The 23,000-nt window shown below is 43.2% G+C and carries 16 protein-coding genes; 14 read left to right on the top strand and 2 right to left on the bottom strand.

Annotation, left to right across the window (positions count from 1 at the left end):
- Window position 1: 1 nt before the first annotated feature.
- A complete protein-coding gene (locus tag HRU23_14675; GenBank protein ID NRA55385.1) occupies window positions 2-958 on the bottom strand; it encodes a MoxR family ATPase in 957 nt (318 codons plus the stop codon).
- A gap of 312 nt (window positions 959-1,270) precedes the next feature.
- On the opposite strand from HRU23_14675, the gene fadI reads away from it, so the two are divergent.
- Window positions 1,271-2,581: an acetyl-CoA C-acyltransferase FadI gene (fadI, locus tag HRU23_14670; GenBank protein NRA55384.1), complete on the top strand. Its 1,311-nt coding sequence runs from the start codon at window positions 1,271-1,273 to the stop codon at window positions 2,579-2,581.
- Window positions 2,578-4,725 (top strand): fatty acid oxidation complex subunit alpha FadJ, encoded by a 2,148-nt coding sequence (gene fadJ / locus HRU23_14665; GenBank protein NRA55383.1) that lies wholly within the window; start codon window positions 2,578-2,580, stop codon window positions 4,723-4,725. The genes fadI and fadJ overlap by 4 nt, the downstream gene beginning before the upstream one ends.
- Before the next feature lie 225 nt (window positions 4,726-4,950).
- Here fadJ and rsmF read toward each other — a convergent pair whose 3' ends face one another.
- Window positions 4,951-6,372: a 16S rRNA (cytosine(1407)-C(5))-methyltransferase RsmF gene (gene rsmF / locus HRU23_14660; protein ID NRA55382.1), complete on the bottom strand. Its 1,422-nt coding sequence runs from the start codon at window positions 6,370-6,372 to the stop codon at window positions 4,951-4,953.
- Between the two features lie 180 nt (window positions 6,373-6,552).
- On the opposite strand from rsmF, the gene HRU23_14655 reads away from it, so the two are divergent.
- The 12 genes from HRU23_14655 to HRU23_14600 all read left to right on the top strand — a co-directional run bounded on the left by HRU23_14655 (window position 6,553) and on the right by HRU23_14600 (window position 22,786).
- On the top strand, window positions 6,553-7,014 hold the full coding sequence (locus HRU23_14655) for a GAF domain-containing protein (GenBank protein ID NRA55381.1): 462 nt from the start codon (window positions 6,553-6,555) through the stop codon (window positions 7,012-7,014).
- A 45-nt stretch (window positions 7,015-7,059) separates the two neighbouring features.
- Complete coding sequence (locus HRU23_14650) at window positions 7,060-7,344, top strand: hypothetical protein (GenBank protein ID NRA55380.1); 285 nt, start codon at window positions 7,060-7,062, stop codon at window positions 7,342-7,344.
- On the top strand, window positions 7,345-7,992 hold the full coding sequence (gene proQ / locus HRU23_14645; GenBank protein NRA55379.1) for an RNA chaperone ProQ: 648 nt from the start codon (window positions 7,345-7,347) through the stop codon (window positions 7,990-7,992).
- A gap of 9 nt (window positions 7,993-8,001) precedes the next feature.
- On the top strand, window positions 8,002-10,032 hold the full coding sequence (gene prc, locus HRU23_14640; protein NRA55378.1) for a carboxy terminal-processing peptidase: 2,031 nt from the start codon (window positions 8,002-8,004) through the stop codon (window positions 10,030-10,032).
- Between the two features lie 542 nt (window positions 10,033-10,574).
- A complete protein-coding gene (pepN, locus tag HRU23_14635; protein ID NRA55377.1) occupies window positions 10,575-13,175 on the top strand; it encodes an aminopeptidase N in 2,601 nt (866 codons plus the stop codon).
- Complete coding sequence (locus HRU23_14630; protein NRA55376.1) at window positions 13,175-13,396, top strand: DUF2835 family protein; 222 nt, start codon at window positions 13,175-13,177, stop codon at window positions 13,394-13,396. Before pepN ends, HRU23_14630 begins: the two co-directional genes overlap by 1 nt.
- Window positions 13,397-13,694: 298 nt before the next feature.
- Window positions 13,695-14,702 (top strand): ABC transporter substrate-binding protein, encoded by a 1,008-nt coding sequence (locus HRU23_14625; protein ID NRA55375.1) that lies wholly within the window; start codon window positions 13,695-13,697, stop codon window positions 14,700-14,702.
- A gap of 52 nt (window positions 14,703-14,754) precedes the next feature.
- Entirely contained in the window at window positions 14,755-15,645 is an 891-nt protein-coding gene (locus tag HRU23_14620; protein ID NRA55374.1) for a proline/glycine betaine ABC transporter permease, read from the top strand.
- Between the two features lies 1 nt (window position 15,646).
- Window positions 15,647-16,894 carry a glycine betaine/L-proline ABC transporter ATP-binding protein gene (locus HRU23_14615; protein ID NRA55373.1) on the top strand — a complete coding sequence of 416 codons (1,248 nt, stop codon included), beginning with the start codon at window positions 15,647-15,649 and terminating at the stop codon, window positions 16,892-16,894.
- A gap of 452 nt (window positions 16,895-17,346) precedes the next feature.
- Window positions 17,347-18,021 carry a DUF2760 domain-containing protein gene (locus HRU23_14610; protein NRA55372.1) on the top strand — a complete coding sequence of 225 codons (675 nt, stop codon included), beginning with the start codon at window positions 17,347-17,349 and terminating at the stop codon, window positions 18,019-18,021.
- Entirely contained in the window at window positions 18,018-19,841 is a 1,824-nt protein-coding gene (locus HRU23_14605; GenBank protein ID NRA55371.1) for an Hsp70 family protein, read from the top strand. The genes HRU23_14610 and HRU23_14605 overlap by 4 nt, the downstream gene beginning before the upstream one ends.
- Before the next feature lie 110 nt (window positions 19,842-19,951).
- Window positions 19,952-22,786 (top strand): hsp70 family protein, encoded by a 2,835-nt coding sequence (locus HRU23_14600; protein ID NRA55370.1) that lies wholly within the window; start codon window positions 19,952-19,954, stop codon window positions 22,784-22,786.
- Window positions 22,787-23,000: the final 214 nt, after the last annotated feature.

Here is a 23,000-nt window from a genome sequence, read left to right as displayed (position 1 = left end):
GTTACGGCACCGGCACCAAGGTTAATAACTTATCAATAACCATTGAAGGGGTGATCCCCTCCGCTTCCGCTTCATAGCTTAGTAACAATCGGTGACGTAAAACATTAGGTAACATCGCTTGCACATCTTCTGGGCTGACAAAGTCGCGGCCATGTAACCACGCGCGAGCACGAGAACAGCGCTCGAGCGCGATGGTCGCTCGTGGGCTGGCACCAAATTCTAACCAATTGGCCAAACTTGGGTCATATTGTTCAGGGGTTCTGGTCGCAATGATTAATTGCACGATATATTCTTCAACTTGCGGCGCTAAATATAAGGCGAGGCTCGCTTGTCGCGCTTGCACGATTTCACTTTGGGTTAACTTAGGCGCTGTCACTGGTTGTTGCTCAAGCGCTTCATTGCGATTTAAGGCCAAAATTTGGTGCTCGGTTGCCGCGTCTGGGTAATCAATCGCAATATGCAACAAAAAGCGATCAAGCTGCGCCTCGGGCAGTGGGTAGGTGCCTTCTTGCTCGATTGGGTTTTGGGTTGCCATCACTAAAAATAACTCAGGCAGCTGATAGGTGGTGCTGCCAACTGTAATTTGGCGCTCGCCCATTGCTTCTAATAAGGCCGATTGCACTTTGGCTGGGGCGCGGTTTATTTCATCGGCCAAAATTAAATTGTGAAATAAAGGTCCACGTTGAAATTCAAACTCATGGGTCTCAGGTCGATAAATGTCGGTGCCGGTGAGATCTGCGGGCAATAAGTCGGGCGTAAATTGAACGCGATGAAAATCGCCCTCGATCCCTTCGGCTAATGCTTTAATCGCACGCGTTTTTGCCAATCCTGGTGGTCCTTCAACTAACAAATGACCATCGGCTAATAAGCCGATTAACATGCATTGCGTTAATTGTGACTGCCCAAGGATTTGGGAGTCTAGATATTGTTTAAGCTGAGTAAATTTTTCAATCGCCATTGTAATCGATAACCTATTTATATGAATAATGGCTAGTGCCAGTTAGATGTTAGGATGGTGCAAAGTCAATTATGCTAAAGTTTTACCTAATCTTGCGCTGATAGTCTAGCATTTTTAGTGTTATAAATTATCACATAAGATTGATATTAATTACTTTTTAGCGTGTTTTTAATCTTTATTCTTTGCTTGAATCAAACTAATTGTTGCGGTGGTCTGACCTCGTCGGCTATGATATTTGCCATCTCAAAAGCCACCGTAAACGCAGGCTTTGAATCAACGTCTTACAAAAAGTTCAATCGTTAGGAGCACTTCATGTCATCAATTCAGGATTTAACCACTAAAAATGGCGAGCGCATTGCGATTGTCGACGGTCTTAGAACCCCATTTGCCAAACAAGCCACGGCGTTTCATGGCGTATCGGCCCTAGATTTAGGAAAAATGGTGGTCTCAGAGTTGGTTAACCGTAGCGAGTTAGACCCAAAGTTAATCGACCTATTGGTTTACGGTCAGGTCATTCAAATGCCAAAAGCCCCTAATATCGCACGTGAAATCGTGTTAGGTACGGGCATGAATATTAATACCGATGCTTACAGTGTGTCACGGGCCTGTGCCACGAGCTTTCAGTCAACGGTTAATATTGTAGAATCAATTCTTAGTGGCACCACAGATATCGGGATAGCGGGTGGCGCTGATAGCTCATCAGTATTACCGATTGGCGTGACTAAAAACTTGGCTCATGCCTTGGTTGATCTCAATAAAGCGCGCAGCCTTTCGCAAAAATTTAATATCATTAAACGCCTAAGATTTGGCGATTTAGTGCCAGTGCCGCCAGCAGTAGCGGAATACTCCACCGGGTTATCGATGGGACAAACCGCTGAACAAATGGCTAAAACCCATAATATTAGTCGCACTGATCAAGACGCTTTAGCGCATCGTTCGCACACGTTAGCCACCAAAGCGTGGCAAGATGGCCTATTTGCAGATGAAGTGATGAGCGCGCATGTTGAGCCCTACAATAAATTTATTGATCAAGACAATACTATTCGTACAGACTCGACCTTAGCGGGTTATGAAAAGTTACGGCCAGTATTTGACCGTAAAAATGGCTCGGTTACAGCCGCGAACTCAACCGCTTTAACCGATGGCGCATCGGCTATTTTAATGATGCGTGAAGGACGAGCAAAAGAGCTTGGTTATAAGCCATTAGGCTATATAAAAAGTTATGCATTTTCGGCGATAGACGTCCACCATGACATGTTAATGGGGCCATCTTACGCAACGCCAATTGCACTTGACCGCGCTGGTTTAACCTTAAACGACTTAACCTTAATTGAAATGCACGAAGCTTTTGCTGCTCAGGCGCTGGCCAACATGAAAATGTTTGAGTCAACAACCTTTGCGCGCGAAAAACTCGGCCGCAGTCAAGCGATTGGTCAAATCGACATGGCTAAATTTAACGTGCTTGGCGGTTCGCTTGCTTATGGTCACCCATTTGCAGCAACGGGAACCCGATTAATAACTCAGGTACTTAATGAACTTAAACGCCGTGGAGGTGGTTTTGGTTTAACCACGGCCTGTGCGGCAGGTGGTTTAGGTGTCGCGATGATTTTGGAGGTTGAATAATGAGTGCATTTAGCTTAGTGGTTGAAGACAATGTCGCGATTGTCACGATTGATGTTAAAGGCGAAAGCGTTAATACGCTGCGTGGTGAATTTGCTGAGCAGATCACGGAGATCCTCAATCAAATTAATGCAACACCAAGCATCACGGCGTTAGTGATAGTCTCTGGCAAGTCGGATAACTTTATCGCGGGTGCCGATATTTCGATGCTCGATGACTGCAAAACTGCGGCCGATGTTAAAGTTATTTCACAAATGGGTCAGCGCCTGTTTGACCAGTTATCGCAATTGGAGATCCCGGTCGTTGCTGCCATCAATGGTGCCTGTTTAGGTGGCGGGCTTGAATTGGCCATGGCCTGTCATGGCCGAGTGTGCAGTGACGATGCTAAAACGAGCTTAGGGTTGCCTGAAGTACAGCTGGGTTTATTACCAGGCAGCGGCGGCACTCAACGTTTGCCGCGTTTAGTTGGCATTGCTAAAGCACTTGATATGATGTTGACTGGCAAGCAGTTGCGTCCTAAACAAGCACTTAAAATGGGACTGGTTAATGAGGTGGTGCCCAAAAGTATTCTCCTGGCCAGTGCAATTGCATTGGCTAAAAAAGGCAAGCCCTACTTAGTTAAACGTACTAGCGCGCAACCCACGTTGGATTTAGCCGGTAAATTACTTGAAACTAACGTCGTTGGTCGTAAGGTGTTATTTGACCAGGCGGAAAAGACCGTTATCGCAAAAACTAAGGGGCATTACCCTGCGCCATTGCTTATTATCGATTGTATTAAGGTTGGCATAGCGCACGGCTATCAAGCGGGGCTTGATGTTGAAGCAGAACATTTTTCTAATTTAGTGATGTCTGCCGAGTCAATTGCCTTACGCAGTTTGTTTTTCGCAACCACTGAACTGAAGAAGAGCTATGGCGCAACGGATGCCAAACCTGTAGCAATAAAACAGGTAGGGGTATTCGGTGGCGGTTTAATGGGTGGCGGCATTGCCAATGTCTGTGCTACCAAGGCTGGCGTTAATGTTCGGATTAAAGACATTAGTCAGCAGGGCATTAGCCAGGCGTTACAATACAGTTATCGCTTGCTTGATAAAAAACGTCAACGACGTTTTATTAGTGACGCCCAATTGCAAGCGTCAATGTTAAAGCTCAGTGGTAGCACCAACTATCGTGGTTTTGCGCATTGCGACATGGTGATTGAAGCGGTATTTGAAGACTTGGCCCTTAAGCATCAAATGGTAAAAGACGTTGAGCAATACTGTCGCCCAGACACTATTTTTGCGACGAATACTTCGTCATTGCCGATAAGCGAGATTGCCAGTGCCGCCGCCCGGCCAGAAAATGTGGTCGGCTTGCATTACTTTTCACCGGTAGACAAAATGCCGCTGGTGGAAGTTATCGCTCATGAAAAAACCTCGGCGCAAACCATTGCAACGACGGTTGCCTTTGCCCGAAAACAGGGTAAAACAGCCATTGTTGTCAATGATGGGGCCGGCTTTTATGTTAACCGAATTTTAGCGTTATATATTAATGAAGCTGCTCACCAGTTACTCGAAGGGGTGGCGATAGATCACATCGATAAAGCCTTAGTTGATTTTGGTTTTCCGGTAGGGCCTTTAATGCTACTTGATGAAGTCGGCATTGATGTTAGCGCAAAAATATCACCGATTTTACACCAAGCACACGGTGACCGTTTTGAAGCACCGGCTGCCTTTGCGGCATTAATCAAAGATAATCGCCTCGGCAAGAAAAACTCACGTGGATTTTACCAATACGGTACTAAACCTAAATTTAGCTTAACCAAGCGCACTAAACAGGTTGATGCGAGTATTTATACATTGTTAAATGTGAAACCTGCTCAAGCAAGAACCAAGCAGCAGATTGCGCAACGCTGCATAGTTCAATTACTCAATGAAGCGGTCCGTTGTCTAGATGAGGGCATTCTGAACTGCGCCCGTGACGGTGATGTAGGCGCTATATTCGGCATAGGTTTTCCGCCATTTTTAGCGGGTCCATTCCGGTACATAGATGCATTAGGAGCAGAACATTTGGTGACGCTACTTGAAGAATACCGCCAGCAACATGGCGATCGTTTTACGCCATCGCCACTATTAGTTAAAATGGCCGAGCAGCAACAAACATTCTTCTAGTGGTCTATTGAGTTAAATAGCAGTGATTTGATGACGGCCTCATTTCACTGTTTACTTCGCCTCATTATATTAGGAGAGGCCAATAAACTTAATACGAAAATGACAAGGAGAAAAAGAGCCCGGAACTATTCCAAGTTGTTCCGAGCTTAGGGGAACTACTCACGAGATTGCTAGTTCACTTAACTAGCAATCATAAGGGTAGTCTAAATATAAATAAGTGACGGCTTATTTTAGTACCACGTGATCATTGACCAAACCACGCGGTAATTTGTTCTTTATTTTGTTGCCAACCCATTTGCCCATGCCAACCGTTTGTTGTTGATAACCAACGAATACCATGCCTTTTGCTGCCGCTCCATTTGGATATTGAATGTCGCGACCTTTTAAGTACTCACCAAGCTGCTCCTGGCTTAATTCAACCTGTGGTGTGGTAAAAACTGTCGCAGCATGATGCTCAAGCCCAATGGTTTTAGCGTCACGCTCAAATAATTTTAGCCCAAGACGTTGAAATTTCATCCGATCGATTAATTGTTCGATGCCACTGGGGAAAAACCACACTTCATGTTGTCGTTGGTATAAATTCTCAACATCTATTGTGGTGACACCAAGCTGCGCCAGTTGCTCGAGCAGGGCTGGCGCCTCACGGTTTGTTACGCGGCTAAATGGAAATTTATTGCGAAAAGGTTTTGGTTGCGCCAGATCTGTCTTGGCAAGCTTTTTGAACTTTGCAATAAAAAAACCTTCGCTGTCATACAATTGAGGCCAAATGTGCAAATAACCCTCGGCTGTGACGGCTTTGTCAGCATCTTTGAACAAGTCTCCAAGATTAATAATTTCAATCAAGTCTTTAAACTCGTCGAGTAAAAATTGACAAACTTGCTGGTTTTCAGTGAAATTTAACGCACACGTTGAATAAACTAACTCGCCACCTGGTTTTAGAGCCATAAAAGCAGATCGGATCAAACCTCGTTGCACTAGGCTTATCTCTTCAATGTGCTTTAGACTCCAGTTTTTAAATGCGGCCGGATCTTTACGTACCGTGCCTTCACCACTGCAGGGGGCATCAATTAATACCGCGTCAAAACAGTTCTCAAGGTAGTCACCATGGACATGGCCGTCGTAGTGACTAATCACTGTATTGCTAACAGCCATCCGTTGCAAATTACTGTGCAGGGCTTTTATGCGACTCGACGAGTACTCGTTGGCCACTAATAAGCCTTCATCAGCCATTAATGCAGCGATTTGGGTAGTTTTAGAGCCAGGAGCCGCCGCTAAGTCCAATATCAGTTCAAAGGGTGGCTTAGTTTGGTCGCGATTAAATAGCGCAACCGGCGGTAACATTGAACTAGCCTCTTGAATATAAAACAAGCCGGTAATATGTTCTGGTAATTTACCCGGCGCTGATGAACCCGCTGGTAATTCGACCCAAAAGCCAGTTTGACACCAGGGGATTGGCTGATATTGCCAGTCTAGGTTATCCATTAACTGACAAAAGTTGGCGACAGTTATCTTTAAGGTATTGACTCGGATACTAAACCTTAATTGTCTATGACAAGCCGTAATAAACTCATCAATATTAAGATGACTCGGCAATTGCGATGAAATATGGTCAATAAATTGGGTAGGTAACAGGGTATTAATCGACATGGCGTTCTATTTTATGGACTGATTTTTCCATAATACAGCAAAAATGATCACTGCGTTGGCTAAAAACATTGCGTTATTTGGCAAAAAACGCATTTTTTAGCCCTGAGTAATCGCCACAGGGTTTTCATTTATTTTAACTCAGGTATAGTAGCCTGCCAATGCAGTAGCTAGGTTAAAAAATTGAACACCGATTACGCTTTATTATCCAAACAACTTGAATCGTTAATAGAACATGAAACCGATGAGGTTGCACTATTATCTAATGCCAGCGCTTTTATCAACCAGGCATTATTAGACGTAAATTGGGTCGGTTTTTATCTGGCTAAGCAACAGCAATTAGTCCTAGGGCCATTTCAGGGCAATGTTGCTTGTACCCGAATTCCACTGAATCAAGGTGTATGTGGCACTGCCGCAGCGACCCTTAAAACCTTAAGAGTCGACGATGTCCATCAGTTTGCTGGACATATTGCCTGTGATGTTCGTTCTCAGTCTGAAATTGTTATTCCGCTACTGGTAAATAACAACCTTTATGGCGTGCTCGATATCGATAGTGAGCGACCAGGACGGTTTAGTCAGACCGATCAAACCGGATTAGAGCAATTAGCCCGAGTGATCGAACAAAATTTAAGCGAAAAACAGTAAGATTGTAATTAATCCTTGCAGTTATCGTGATTTGGGAAAACAATTATGATGTATGAACATCTAGATATTAACGAATTTTTATTCGACATCACGCAAGTGGGCGAATGGGAAGGCGAAGAAGAAATTGCGGCTGAGAATATAAACCGGGTATACCACCGATTATTTGAAACTGTGAACGAAGATACTGGCTTAGAATTATTTCGCGACATGCTTGAAGCGATTTGGCCCTATTGGCAGCATCAACCTGGATTGGTCGACTTAGACGACGAATTGATTGAACATTTTATAGCATTCTTAATTGAAGAATTTAGTAACGACGCGGAAGAATAAATGAATAGTACAGCTAAACTTGTAGATAATAAGGCGGTAATCGCTTATCTAGCAGAAAAATTCCCTAAGTGTTTTACACTTAAGGGTGACGCTCAACCACTTAAAATCGGTCTTTTTCAAGACTTGGCCGCACGTTTAAGCGAAGATGAGATGGTTAGCAAAACCCAATTACGTGGGGCTATTCGTCACTATACCACCAGTTGGCGTTACCTGCGCGGCACAAAAGCTGGCGCAAAACGAATCGATTTAGATGGTGTAGCCGGTGATGAATTAACGGCCGATCATGTAGACCATGCTAAAAAAGTATTACAAGAAAGCCAGAAAAAAGCAAAAGTACGTGCTGATGAAAAAGCGCCTAAAGTTGTTAAATCTGACAAATCTGACAAAACTGCATCAGCTGCTAAACTTAAACGTGCCAAGGTTCCGACACGTACTAGTCCTAAGCAAGCGGTAGCACCTGCTCAGCCTGTTGGCGAGAAAGTAGAAAATACTGCGGCACTTTCTATTAATCAAAAGGTCTTAGTGACGCTTGGTAAATCACCGATGCAAGGTGTTATTGTCGATATCGCTAAATCTGAAGCTAAAGTACAGTTAACATCGGGTATGGTAGTAAAGGTTAAGCCAGAACATTTATTAGCAACAAAATAGGAGATTTTTATGCTAAAACGTTTAACACTAGGATTAGTTCCAATTCTGGTAGCAACCAGTGCGTTTGGATTGCCTACCAAATACAAGATTGATGAAATTCCGGTGTTAAGCGCTGAACCACAGCATAAAGTTTCCAGTACTCGGGTTACAGCCCTGTTTACTCGAACTCATTTTAAAGAGTTCGAGTTAAACAATGAGTTCTCTTCAAAAATATTTGACCGATTTATCGAAAGCATGGATTACAATAAAAATATTTTTATTGCTGCTGATGTTAAATTGTTTGAACCATTGCGTTTTAAGTTTGATGAAATCTTAAAACAAGGTCAGCTTGAAGATATTTATAAAATATATCAATTGAACCTGCAGCGACGTTTTGAGCGCTTTAGTTATGCGTTAAAGTTGCTGGATAAGCCAATGGATTTTGATATTGAAGATAATTACCAATTTGATCGTGATAAATCTAATTGGTCGACATCAACTGCACAGCTCAATGAATTATGGCGCCAGCGGGTTAAAAGTGATGCACTAAACCTTAAGCTGACGGGTAAAGATTGGTCAGAAATTTCGACCACTTTAGCAAAACGTTATAACAACGCGCTAAAAAGAATTATTCAAACCAAGAGTGAAGATGTTTTTCAATTATTAATGAATTCATTTTCTCGCTCGATTGACCCGCACACCAGTTACCTTTCACCACGAAACGCTGAACGTTTTCAGGTCGAAATGAGCCTATCGCTCGAAGGGATTGGCGCGGTATTACAAGTTAAAGACGACTACACGGTTATTCAACGGCTCGTTAGTGGCGGTCCCGCTGATAACAGCGAGCAGCTTGGCCCAGAAGATAAAATCATAGGTGTTGCCCAAGGCGATAAGGAAATGATTGATATTATCGGTTGGCGGCTTGATGATGTGGTTGAACTAATTAAGGGCCCTAAAGGCTCAACTGTGCGACTTGAAATTATTTCAGGTAAAGCAACCAGTACCAGTAAATCCAAAATAGTGCCAATAGTTCGCGATACGATTAAACTCGAAGATCGCGCGGCTAAAGCGCAACTGTTAGAGTTACAATTACCTCAGTTTAAAGATCGAAAAGTGGGTGTTATTACCATCCCGAGTTTTTATGTCAATTTAACCAATGATGTTAAAAAGCTAATTGCTGATCTTGAACAACAAGGCAGCGAAGGCTTAATCATTGATTTGCGTAATAATGGTGGCGGTGCTTTAACCGAGGCTACCAATCTTAGTGGACTCTTTATTGAGTCAGGACCGATCGTTCAAGTCAAAAGTGGTAATTCACAAGTCGATGTCCGAAAAGATCCGGATCAAGCGATTCATTATCAAGGCCCAGTCACCGTACTTGTTAACCGTTATAGCGCCTCGGCATCGGAAATATTTGCAGCGGCATTGCAAGACTATGACCGCGCAATCGTAGTCGGTGAACAGACTTTCGGTAAAGGCACAGTACAGCAACACAGAAGCTTAAGCCGGATTTACGATTTCTATGAGAAACCTATTGGCTTTGTTCAATATACTATTCAGAAATTTTACAGAATTAACGGTGGAAGTACTCAAAATAAAGGCGTTGTGCCTGACATAGCATTCCCGACGGCAATAAACCCTGCTGACTTTGGTGAAAGTGTTGCTGATAATACTTTACCTTGGGACAGTATTAACAAGGCTGCATATATTAAGCGTAGCGATTATCGCCATAATTATTTAAATCAGCTAGCGAAGAACCATCATCAACGCATTGCCGATAATATTGAGTTTCAATTCTTAGCTCAAGATATCAAAAGATATCAGCAAGAAAAAGATAAAAAAACGGTCAGTTTGGTCGAGTCAATACGCCAGGAGAAACGTCAGTTACTTGATAAAACAACTCTTGACCGAGCCAATATCCGTCGTAAAAATGCTGGTTTAGAACAAGTGGCATCACTTGACGATTTACCAAAGAAAGCTCCAGAATTAGACCCAGTATTAGATGAAGCCTCGTTTATCATGCTCGATTATATTGATCTTGGTAAAACAGCTAAAAGTTAATACTTGAGTTCAATTTTATTAAATAGCCGCTTTAATGCGGCTTTTTTGTGCCAAAAATTTAGCCATATCATGTCTTTTTCTTGGCAGTGCCTTGCTGTTGAAATAATACCAATTGCATTGGCTCTGTTCACCTTAAATGTAGCTAGCTTCTCAACTAGTTGAAAGTTATGGTGTTTTATGAAGAAAGCTTGAGCAGCATGTTCTTACACGGATGTAAGATATTAGGATAATGCAGGAGCAATTATCGAGGAGCATATTGCCGACCAATAGCGAGTTATTGGGATTGAGAGGTGTGAAGTTACCTACAGAACGTGGGGTAAGGATTGCGAGCAGGACGCGGTAGCCTTATTGTTAATTTAAAACTAGTACAAGAGGTCAATTATTAAATGTAATTGGTATAACAACACTATTTGTTGATAAGCCACTGTTGTTTGGGAATTGCTTCGTGATTCAGGCTGTTTTTTTTTGTCGGTTTTAGTATGATACAACTAACAAATGAGCGGTTATCAAGCCGGCTCATTGGCAACTATCAAGGGAATAAAATGACCGCAGCGACGACTAAATATTTGTCAGATTACCGTAAACCGACTTTTTTAATTGAAACGGTAAACTTAACTTTTGAGTTAGAACCCCAAGCAACTCGTGTTACCGCCATTAGCCAATTAATCCGTAATGGTGATGCAGGTGAACCACTCGTATTAGATGGTGATGACTTAGTCATAGATTCTATTGCTATTAACTCTCAGGCTTTGCTGCCGGATCAGTACAGCATCAGTAATAATAAATTGACCATTGTCGCGGTGCCTGATCAATTTGAATTAACCATTGTTACGACAATATACCCGCTTAATAACACAAAATTAGAGGGGTTATATGTTTCTGGAGACGCCTTTTGCAGCCAATGTGAAGCAGAAGGGTTTCGCCGAATAACTTATTACCTTGATCGTCCAGATGTTATGGCTATTTTTACAACAAAAATTATCGCCAATAAAGATCAATACCCGTATTTACTGTCAAACGGCAATAGCATTGAAAGTGGTACCTTAGAAAATAACCGCCATTATAAGGTGTGGCACGACCCATTTAAAAAGCCTGCTTATTTGTTTGCTTTGGTCGCTGGAGATTTTGATTTGCTCGAAGGCACTTTTACTACCCGCTCTGGGCGTGACGTGGCGTTAGAATTTTTTGTTGATAAGGGCAATCGTCAAAAAGCTGAGCATGCCTTGGCCTCATTGCAACGTGCGATGAAATGGGACGAAGAGCGCTTTGATCTTGAATATGATTTGGACATCTACATGGTGGTCGCGGTCGACTTCTTCAATATGGGTGCCATGGAGAACAAAGGCTTAAATGTTTTCAATAGTAAATATGTGTTGGCCGACGTTGAAAGTGCCACCGATGCCGATTTTGATGGCATTGAGTCGGTGATCGGGCATGAGTACTTCCATAACTGGACTGGTAACCGGATTACGTGTCGTGATTGGTTTCAATTAAGTCTTAAAGAAGGCCTAACAGTATTTCGCGATCAAGAATTTAGCTCTGATCTTGGTTCCCGTGCTGTTAACCGCATTAGTGCGGTTAAAGTCATGCGCTCGCACCAGTTTGCCGAAGACGCTGGACCAATGGCTCATCCGATCCGTCCTGAAGCTGTGATAGAAATGAATAACTTTTACACTGTGACTGTTTATAATAAAGGCGCAGAAGTTATTAGAATGATCCATACCTTACTTGGCGAAGAGGGCTTTCAACGTGGCATGGCGAGCTATATTGAGCAGTTTGATGGTATGGCGGTTACTTGTGACGATTTTATCAGCGCGATGGAGCACGGCGCTGAGGTTGATTTAACCCAATTTAGATTATGGTACAGCCAGGCAGGCACCCCGGTTATCTCGGTCAATGAAAGTTATGATAAAACCAATGCTCGCTACAGTGTTACCTTAAGTCAGTCGCTAGCCACTGGTAAACAGCTCGCCAGCCCGCTGCATATACCTGTTAGCATTGAATTAATTGCTAACGATGGTCAGTTATTTGAACTTGCGCCTAACACCACCCATAAAATACTTGAGTTAACTCAAAGCGAACAGACCTTTGTGTTTGACAATATTAGTTCCAAGCCCTTGGCTTGTTTGCTCGGTGATTTTTCTGCACCGGTTAAACTAAGTTTTGACTATGATGATCAACAACTTGCGCATTTGATTCGTTACTCTTCTAGTGATGTTGCGCGCTGGGACAGTGCCCAAAAATATTTAACCAAGTCGATTATCGAAAACAGTAATCTTCACAGCACTGGCGCTCAAATGTGCGTTGATCCATTACTAATGGCCAGTTTTAATCAAGTATTGTCAAACGAGCAGATTGATCCCGCACTTGTGGCTTTGATGCTTGAATTACCATCCGTGATGGAACTGTTTGAACAGGTCGACTCGATAGCTATCGACGCTATTATAGCAGCGCGTACTTTTGTGCAGCAGCAGCTTGGCCAAGCACTTAGCAGCCTATTAGCCACCAATTATGATCGAGCAGCGGCTGCGATTATTGGTGAAGACAACGATATTAGTTGGCGTCAGCTAAAAAATGGCTGTTTAAAGTTAATGGCAGTTAATGCTAGTGAGGAAGTGGAGGCATTAGTTAGCCAGCAATACCAGCAAGCCCAAAATATGACCGATGCAATTAGCGCGTTAAGTGCAGCTAATGACAACAACTTAGACTGTCTGGCACAGCTTAGTCAGCATTTCGACCAGAAATGGGCGGCTAATGGGCTGGTGATGGATAAGTGGTTTGCACTGATTGGTGCTAACCCATCAGATGACGTAATAGCGTCAATAAAAGCGACTTTTGATCACCCAACTTTCAGTTGGAATAACCCAAATCGGGTCCGTAGTTTGATCGGTTCATTTGCGATGGCAAATCCGAAATGTTTCCATGCGATAGACGGCAGCGGTTATCAATTTCTGACCGACCAGTTAATCAAATTAAATACGATTAATCCCCAGATTGCTTCTCGCTTAATTACGCCATTATTGCAATGGAAAAAGCATGATTTGGTCCGAGGAGATTTAATAAAACAACAGCTGAACCGGTTAGCATCACTTGAAAATTTAGCAATAGATTTGGCAGAAAAAGTTAATATGAGCCTAGCTTAATGAACCAATATTTATTTAACGTTCGATTAAGTTATGAACAACTGTTGCCGATTTATAACGGTGGGGCAGATAAAATTGTGGTGCGAGATTTTACAGGCCGCACTATTGAATTAGCCGCTAAGCATTTTAAGCCATTTCTAACTCGGCAAGGCATAAACGGTGATTTTAAGTTGCTCACTGAAACATCAGGTAAGTTCCATTCTTTGACTCGATTAAGTTAAACGGATGTTTTAAAAGTGAGTCAGCAACAACAGTCAATAAAAAACATTATTAGACTGGCTGACTCATTTAAAACTCTTTATTATTAATGTGTTATGTTTGTTTTTGTTCGTTGTTGGTGCGATAGGTTTTTGCTTTAAAAAATAGGATAAATAAGCATTGGTTTTCGGTATGTTTTTGCAACAATAAACGCATCAAAAAAGCCCACCGTTGTTAACATCTTGTAAATTTTTAACTTTTTCGCCCTAAAATACTGTATTCTTGTTAACACTTCATTGTTAATTTAGGGAATTATCAAGCATGAGAAAAATATTAGCTACCTCACTATTGGTTACATGTGCTTCGTTTTCGACGACCACAATGGCCAGTGAATGTGGTCAAGTAACTATCGCAGATATGAACTGGAATTCAGCCACTTTAATTGCCAACGTCGACCGCTTTATTCTTCAGCATGGTTTTGGTTGTGACGCTGAACTAGTACCAGGTGATACGATGCCAACGGGTGCTGCAATGATCGAAAAAGGGCAGCCGGATATCGCTCCAGAATTCTGGAGTAATGCGATGAAAGAGGCGCTAGATAAAGGCGTGGCAGAAGGACGGATTCGTTATGCCGGTGTTACTTTATCTGATGGCGGCGAAGAAGGTTTTTGGGTGCCAGCCTATATGGTTGAAAAAGATCCAAGCTTAGCAACAATTGAAGGGATTAAAGCCAACGCTAAATTATTTAAGCATCCTGAAGATCCAGCTTTATCGGCTTTCTTTGGTTGTCCTGCCGGTTGGAACTGTCAAATATCTTCAAGTAACCTTTTTGCGGCGATGGATCTCAGCTCTGCTGGTTTTGATTTAATTGATCCGGGTTCCGGTGCTGGTTTATCTGGTTCTATCGCTAAGGCTTATGAACGTAAGGAAGCTTGGTTTGGCTATTACTGGGCTCCAACGGCGATCTTAGGTAAATATAAGATGGTTAAGGTTGATTTTGGTTCAGGTATTGATGTTAAACAGTTTAAAGAGTGTGTTACTCAAAATGATTGTATGGATCCTAAACCGACCATGTACCCGCCATCAGCTGTTGATAGCGTGGTTACAGAAAAATTCGCCCAAAGAGCACCTGAAGCACTGGCTTATTTGATCGGTCGCTCATTTACCAATGCACAGATGAATACATTGTTAGCTTGGATGGAAGATCAGCAAGCCGACGGTGAATATACTGCAGAGTATTTTTTGAATAACTATCAAGATACTTGGTCGAAATGGCTTGATGCTGCAACGGTTACAAAAATTAAAAAAGCGTTATTAGAACTTAAATAAACAATCGAATCGCCCGGCCTAGCCGGGCTTTTTCGTTTAGGGAATAAATTCAATGTCAGAAAAATCATGGTTAACTGAAATTCCGCAGCTTGACCGCCACCAGCTTTTAGATATCCGTAAAACTCTCGACGGCGCTTATCGTAGTTTTTCGCGCGAATACGGAGATACGATAGAGGCCTTTTTCGATCCATTACTTACTTTCCTTATCTGGTTTGAAAAACTACTTTTAAGCACACCATGGTGGTTAGTGATTGCGGTATTAGCTGCGTTTGCTTTTTTAGCCAGTCGTTCGTGGAAGTTGACCTTGGGTGTTGCAGGTTCGTTTTTCTTAATTGGCTATTTTGGGATGTGGGACAATACCATGCGCACCATGAGCATTATTTTGGTGTCGACCTTGTTGTCGGTGATTATCGGTTTACCGATAGGCATTGCGATGGCCCGCTCCAATAGGGTGCAGTCATTTGTTACTCCAGTGTTAGATATTATGCAAACGATGCCCGCATTCGTTTATTTAATCCCCGTGGTGATGTTATTGGGCATCGGAAAAATACCTGGGGTTATTGCGGTAATTATTTATTCAGTACCCCCCGTGATTAGGCTAACCAACTTAGGGATCCGCTTGGTTGATAAAGAGGTACTTGAAGCCGCTACGGCATATGGCGCGAACTCAATGCAGCGATTATTTGGGGTGCAATTACCACTCGCAATGCCAAACATTATGGCCGGTATCAATCAGACAATTATGATGGCACTTGCAATGGTCGTTATTGCTTCAATGATTGGCGTTAAAGGATTAGGTCAACCAGTATTAAAATCAATCACCAATCAATATTTTACGCTTGGATTATTAAATGGGTTAGCGATCGTTGCGCTCGCGATTATCTTTGATCGAATATCACAGAGTTATGCTAAACGTACCCTGCAAAGTTTTGAAGGTAAATAATATGAGCAACAGTAAGCAACAAAATAATAATAAAAATAAAACGCCATTAATTAGAATAAAAAATCTGTATAAGATCTTTGGTGATAACGAAAAAAAGGTCTTAGAGAAAGTTAAAGCGGGTCAATCTAAAGATCAAATTTTAGCCGAAACAGGTCATACGCTGGGGCTGTCTGATATAAATCTCGATATATATCCGGGAGAAATTTTTGTAATAATGGGCTTATCAGGCTCAGGTAAGTCAACTTTAATCAGACACTTTAACCGCCTAATCGAGCCTACAGCAGGCGCAATAGAAATTGATGGTCAAGATGTAATGACCTTAAGCACGAAAGAACTTCAGGATTTTCGCCGCCATAAAATGTCGATGGTATTTCAGCGTTTTGGTCTGATGCCGCATCGGACAGTGATTGAAAATATCGGTTATGGTTTGCAAGTCCAAGGTGTTAAAAAAGAAGAGCGGCTAGAACGCGCTGGGCAATGGCTTAAAACAGTCGGACTAGACGGTTATGCCAAGCAATTCCCGAATCAGCTGTCTGGTGGTCAGCAACAACGTGTTGGTTTAGCACGTGCGTTATGTACCGATGCTGAAATTTTATTAATGGACGAAGCCTTCTCCGCACTTGACCCTTTAATCCGTAGTGAAATGCAAGATCAATTGATAGAATTGCAGCAAAAACTGCAAAAAACTATTGTGTTTATCACGCATGATTTAGATGAGGCACTGCGTCTTGGTGACACCATCGCTATTTTGCGTGATGGTGTATTAGTTCAGCAAGGAGCCCCGGTAGATATCTTATTAAATCCAGCGGATGATTATGTTGAAGCATTTGTTAAAGACGTCAATCGCGCTCGTGCTTTGACTGTTGAAACGGTGATGCAGCCACAAATTTGTCGGATCTCGAGCGAAACAATCGGTGAAGCCGTTGCCCAAATGCGTCAATCAAAACACGATTATGGTTATGTGGTCAATGGTGATGGTTATCAAGGCATCATTACGCAAGACACCTTAGAGAATGTCGAACAAAGCGACTATAGCAATGCTATTGACTCGTCGTTATTAGAAGATGTGCCGGGTGTGCAAGCCGATGCGTTATTAGAAACCGTCATTCCTGAGATGTTAGACAATGTGTTGCCGTTACCGGTATTAAATGAAGACGGTGACGTTGAAGGGAACTTGTCTCGTTCAACATTGGCAGAGATATTAAGTGATCAAGTAAGAAATAGTACTAATAAGTCGAACACCGCGTAGTTTCATTGGCTAAATAGGATTTAAGGTCGCCGTAATTAGTTGCTAATTACGGCGATTTTTTATTAAGCCCAATACTTATAGATTCTAAACCTAAGCCAAATATGTATTAGCCAACTCTAGTGCTATAAAGTGTTATATCAGTCAGAAAATACCTTAAAAAAATCTTCACCGGCTATTTAAGCAAATAACAGCATTAATTGGGCGGCAAATTTATGCTTAAGTACTTTGTGAACAAAGTATCTCCATTAGTTTAAGTTGCTGTTGTGATAACTACGTTGGAAAATACCGACAATGTAAAATTAAGCTACTTATTATTATCAGATAACCAAAGAATACTGTGCCTTAAACGCGTGCCTTAAACGCAATGGAATGGTAAAATACGCGGCATCAGTTATTTATTATCCAATTGCGTTGCAATATTGAGCAATAGCGCATTTGTTAGAGAGAGCACTATGAATTTAGACTTTTCAGCCATTTTTGAAACGGCACCAAACTTGTTAGATCAAGGGCATGCTGGACTTGCGGCGACAGCCATTATTTTCGCATTATTGTATGTCAGTAAAAAAGGCAAAAATGAAATTGTCGAAAAAGAAATCGAAGTAATCAAAGAAATTGAAGTGATTAAAGAAATTGAAGTGATCAAAGAAATTGAAGTAATCAAAGAAGTTGAAGTGATTAAAGAAATTGAAGTAATCAAAGAAGTTGAAGTGATCAAAGAAGTTGAAGTAAGTGCGAAACTTGACTCAACCAGCCCAGCTGCTGCCTTGCAATTATTATCTTTGCTGCAGCAAGAAGCCCGCTTTATCGACTTTATCAGTGAAGATCTGACTGGCTTTGCCGATGCAGAAGTTGGCGCGGCAGCACGCGTTATTCACGAAGGTGGCCAGAAAGTGCTTAGTCAATATTTCACCTTGGAGCCAGTGGTTAACCAAGAAGAAGAGAGCCCAATTACTTTGCCAGCAGGGTTCGACGCAACGCAAATTCGCCTAACCGGCAATGTTGTTGGTCAAGCACCATTCTCTGGTATTTTGGTCCATAAAGGTTGGAAAGTTGCTGCAACAAAATTACCTAAGTTAGCGCCGGGTCATGATCTTAATATCGTTGCTGCTGCAGAGGTGGAACTATGAACCAATCACCAAGATATAGTGTTGGCATCGATTTAGGCACGACTCACTGCGTGCTGTCATATGTTGACCTGCACAGTGACAGCGATAATATTGAACCACAAATACTGACGATCCCGCAACTTACTGCTGCAGGCTCGGTTGAAGAAAAAAATCAACTGCCTTCATTTTTATATCAAGCCCACGAAGCTGAATTAGCGCCAGGTCAAATGGCATTGCCTTGGTCTGCTGATAACCAAATTGTGGTCGGCACCTTAGCTAGAAATTTAGGCAGTAAAACGCCGATCCGTTTAGTCGCTAGCGCTAAAAGCTGGTTAGGGCATGGCGGAGTTGATCGCCATAATGCCTTTTTACCACTGAACAGCCCAGACGAAGTAACTAAGGTCTCACCAGTTACTGCGAGTAAATACTACCTAGAACATTTGGCCGCCGCATGGTTACAGGCCTTTCCACAAATGCCGCTAACGGAGCAAGATGTTACTATTACTGTGCCTGCGTCGTTTGATCCTGGTGCAAGAGAGCTAACCGCTGCCGCGGCGACCGAAGTCGGCTTTGAACATTTAACATTACTGGAAGAACCACAAGCAGCGGTGTATAGCTGGCTTAAAAATAATGAAGATAACTGGCGTGAGCAAGTGAGTGTCGGTGACGTTATCTTAGTGATTGATGTTGGTGGTGGCACTACTGATTTATCGTTAATCGCAGTCACCGAACAAGACGGTAATTTAACCTTAAATCGAGTCGCCGTTGGTGATCATATTTTACTTGGCGGTGACAATATGGATTTGGCACTGGCATATACTTTACGCGCTAAATTAGCCCAACAAGGTAAAAATCTACAACCTTGGCAAATTCAAGGCATGGTACACGCCTGTCGCGATGCTAAAGAAGCATTATTAAATGACAGTGACTTGCAGTCAGTACCTATTGTGGTGCCGAGCCGTGGTTCAAAATTGCTTGGTTCAACGTTGAAAACTGAACTAACTCAGCAAGAAGTCCAACAAGTGTTAGTCGAAGGTTTTTTCCCTAAGACGCCCGTTACCGAACATCCGGTTGCGCAAGCGCGTACCGCCCTGACTCAAATTGGTCTGCCTTATGCTCAAGATGCCGCAATTTCTCGTCATCTTGCCGCCTTTCTAAATCGTCAACACGACGCGGTCACCGAGCTATTTGGTGAAAGTGAAGACGATTTCATCAAACCAACGGCGATTTTATTTAATGGTGGCGTTTTAAAGTCGGATCTGCTGTCTTCACGGCTTATGGCTATTATCAATGGCTGGTTAACCGACGCTGATGCCAACGAAGCTAAATTGTTGACTGGGGTCGATCTTGATTTAGCCGTTGCTAGTGGCGCGTCTTATTATGGTTATGTTCGTCATGGCAAAGGCGTCAGAATTCGTGGTGGCATTGCCAGCGCATATTATGTTGGCATTGAAAGTGCGATGCCGGCCATTCCTGGTATGGCACCCCCCCTAGAAGCTATATGTGTGGCGCCATTTGGAATGGAAGAAGGATCTAGTACCCAGGTAACAGACCGCCAGTTTGGGGTCGTTGTTGGCCAACCGGTACAATTTAAGTTTTTCGGCTCGACTGTGCGCCGCGATGACGAAGTTGGTACTCACCTTGATTTTTGGGCGCCTGATGAACTGGAAGAGTTACCTGAAATATCAGCGACCTTGCCGATTGAAGGTCGCAATGCTGGCGATGTTGTGCCGGTGACACTAGCGGCACGCGTCACTGAAGTTGGTACTTTAGCCCTTGAGGTTATTGCGCGTGACGGCGACGAACGCTGGCAGGTTGAGTTTGACGTGCGGGCTAAATAACCCGTTCAATACATCTTTAAATAGCAATGCAATGGCAGTAATACCCAATGGTATTACTGCCTAATTCCCACTTTTCAGCTAGTTTCACCTCTCATCACTCCGGAGTCCCAATGAACAACCAAGCACAGCCGCGTTTTCAGGTTGGTATCGATCTTGGCACAACTCACACGGTTGTCGCCTTTAGTCCTTTGGACGACAGCGTGGTAAATAGCCAAGCTCAAATAAGCCAAATATTTGAAATCGATCAATTAGTTGCGCCGGGTGTCGTGGCGAGAAAGCCCTTGTTACCGAGTTTTCGCTATCATGCAATGGCTGGTGAACTGACGAGTGATCAACTCGTACTGCCGTGGTCGCATCAAGGAGTCAGTGGCGAATTACCCTTAGTTGTTATTGGTGAGCTAGCGCGCGAGCTTGGTGCTAAAGTGGCAGGGCGCCAAGTTGTCAGTGCCAAAAGTTGGTTGTCGCACCTTGAGGTCGACCGAACTGCCGCCATTTTACCTTGGGGTAGCAGTGACGAGGTTGCAAAGGTATCACCTTTGGTCGCCAGTGCCAGTTATTTAAATCACGTGCGCCAGTGTTGGGATCATCACCATCAAGACGCACCGCTTAATCAACAGCAAGTTGTGATTACTGTGCCTGCATCGTTCGATGAAGCGGCGCGGGCTTTTACTGTCGAAGCGGCTGCACTGGCTGGGCTTGACAATATTGTGTTGCTCGAAGAACCGCAAGCTGTGGTATACCACTGGTACCAAAAAAATCGTGATAATGCCCAAGCTTTGCTGAAAGATATTCCACTGTTAATGGTCTGTGATGTTGGCGGCGGTACCACTGATTTAAGTTTGATCAGTGTTGAAATAAATGCAACTGACCATAATCTGGCACTGAACCGGATCGGGGTTGGTGACCATTTAATGCTCGGTGGCGACAATTTAGATTTAGCACTGGCTTATACCGCTGAGCAGCGGCTCAGTGTTGGTCATAAAAAAATGTCGAGTGCGGCGTTATCGCAATTAATTCAACAAACACGTCAGGCTAAGGAATTATTACTGGGCCATCAACCCCCAGAATTTGCAAATGTTACCGTGCTCGGCGGCGGTTCTCGACTGATTGGCGGCTCAAAGACGTGTGAATTAACGGGTACTGAAGTTCAACAGTTGGCCTTAGACGGTTTTTTACCACTGACTGACTTTTCACAATTACCTGATGTACGCCAGAGTGCAATTGTGGAATTTGGTTTGCCTTATGCAGCCGATCCAGCGATTAGTAAACATTTAGCGCAATTTTTAAATCAACATCAATTGGCTTGTCGTAAGGCATTACGAATGGAAACCGATGATGACAGACCCGCGATCCCTAGTGCAATTTTACTCAATGGTGGGTTGTTTAATAGCAAACTACTTAGTGACCGTGCGGCCGACGTTTTCAGCAACTGGAAACAGGCACCGGTAACAATACTTGAAAACACCAATCCTGATCTTGCGGTAGCTTTTGGCGCAGTAGCTTATGCTAAAGCACGCGCTGGCAGCCAATTAAAAATTGGCGGTGGCTCTGCTCGTTCGTTCTTTTTAGTGCTTGATAGCGATGAGGGCGAGGGCATTTGCTTGTTGCCTAAAGGCACTGAAGAAAACATTGAAGTGGCATTAAAAGAGCATGTTTTTTCATTGACCTTAGGCAAACCAGTACGGTTTAATTTAGCGTCGACCACAGATGATCAAGTCTTTAATCCGGGTCAATTGATGAGACTTAATACCGAACGTTACATTAATTTGCCACCGTTGGTCGCCGCGATAAAAAATGAGCAGCAAACTAAGGTTGATGTCACGTTAGTTTGTCAATTGACCCAAGTAGGCACGCTCGAACTTGCCTGTGTTTCGGTTAACGATCCTAGTCAGCGCTGGCAGGTTGAATTTCAAATCCGTAAAGCACTTACTCATTTAAAGGATTCTCATTCAAAAGATAGTCAGTCAACAAGTGATGGGTCACAATCAGCTTTGCCCGCCAAATTCCCCGAGGCAATTGCAGCAATCGAGACGGTATACGGTAATAGCAACAAAACCACAGATCCTAAAGCGGTCAAAAATTTAAAACCGGCATTGGAAAAAGCACTGGGAAAACGGGAAGATTGGCAAACGCCAGTATTAAGAGAGTTAGTTGATTATTTGTTACAGGGTCAAAAACGTCGTCGCCGTTCAGAGTTACATGAACGAAATTGGTTTAAGCAGGCTGGTTTTATGTTGCGCCCGGGATTTGGTTTTGCGCTCGATGATTGGCGAGTTGAACAAATATGGCCACTTTATGCCACCGGGTTACAGTTTAACAAAGCCACGCCAAGCTGGGCTGAGTGGTGGACTTTTTGGCGCCGCGCAGCCGGTGGCTTAAACGAGCAACGCCAGCAACAGATTTATCATGATATTGCTCCTTACATTAATCCAAGCAATTTAAAAAACCGTAAGCTTGTCGCTGAACTCGCGACTAAATCTTACGAAGACATGGTACGACTGGCGGCATCGTTAGAGCATCTATCGCTTGCGACCAAAATAGAGTTAGTGCAATGGTTGCTTGAACGCACGAAAAAATCGGCCAATGCGCAAGCTAATTGGTGGGCAATCGGGCGTATTTGCAGCCGTTCACTATTTTATGGCAGCGCTCATAACGTGATTGCTCCGACTCAGATAGCCGCTTGGTTGCCGCAACTACTTAAGCACGATTGGAAAAAAGACCAATTCATTGCTTTTGCCGCCGTCATGATGGTGCGCAAGTGCGGCGATCGTACGCGTGATCTTGACGACAGTCTAATCGCGCAGGTTATCGACAAGCTCAGCAAAGCTAAGGCACCAACAAGTTGGATCGAAATGGTTAGTCAGGTCAAAATACTTAATGAGGCTGAAACCAAGCGGGTTTATGGCGACGCTTTACCAGCGGGTTTGGTACTACAATCAAACTAAACTTATAAACATTCTGGAATGCTGTTGACTACTATAAGTGAGTAGTCAACCGCCGATTACGCCATATCCAAATGCCTTGAATCTGTTACATTAAATGTTTCTGCGCACCTAACTTGTTGAAAGTGTTGTGATTTCACAGGAAAAACTTGAGTGGCATAGATGCTACTCCAGAGCCCCCATAGATGGGTTACGGCGACTTACTGTTCTAATGGCA

This window comes from Gammaproteobacteria bacterium (genome assembly GCA_013214945.1).
Classification (GTDB): Bacteria; Pseudomonadota; Gammaproteobacteria; order Enterobacterales; family Psychrobiaceae; genus Psychrobium.
This window is presented reverse-complemented; position numbering and strand designations above follow the sequence as displayed.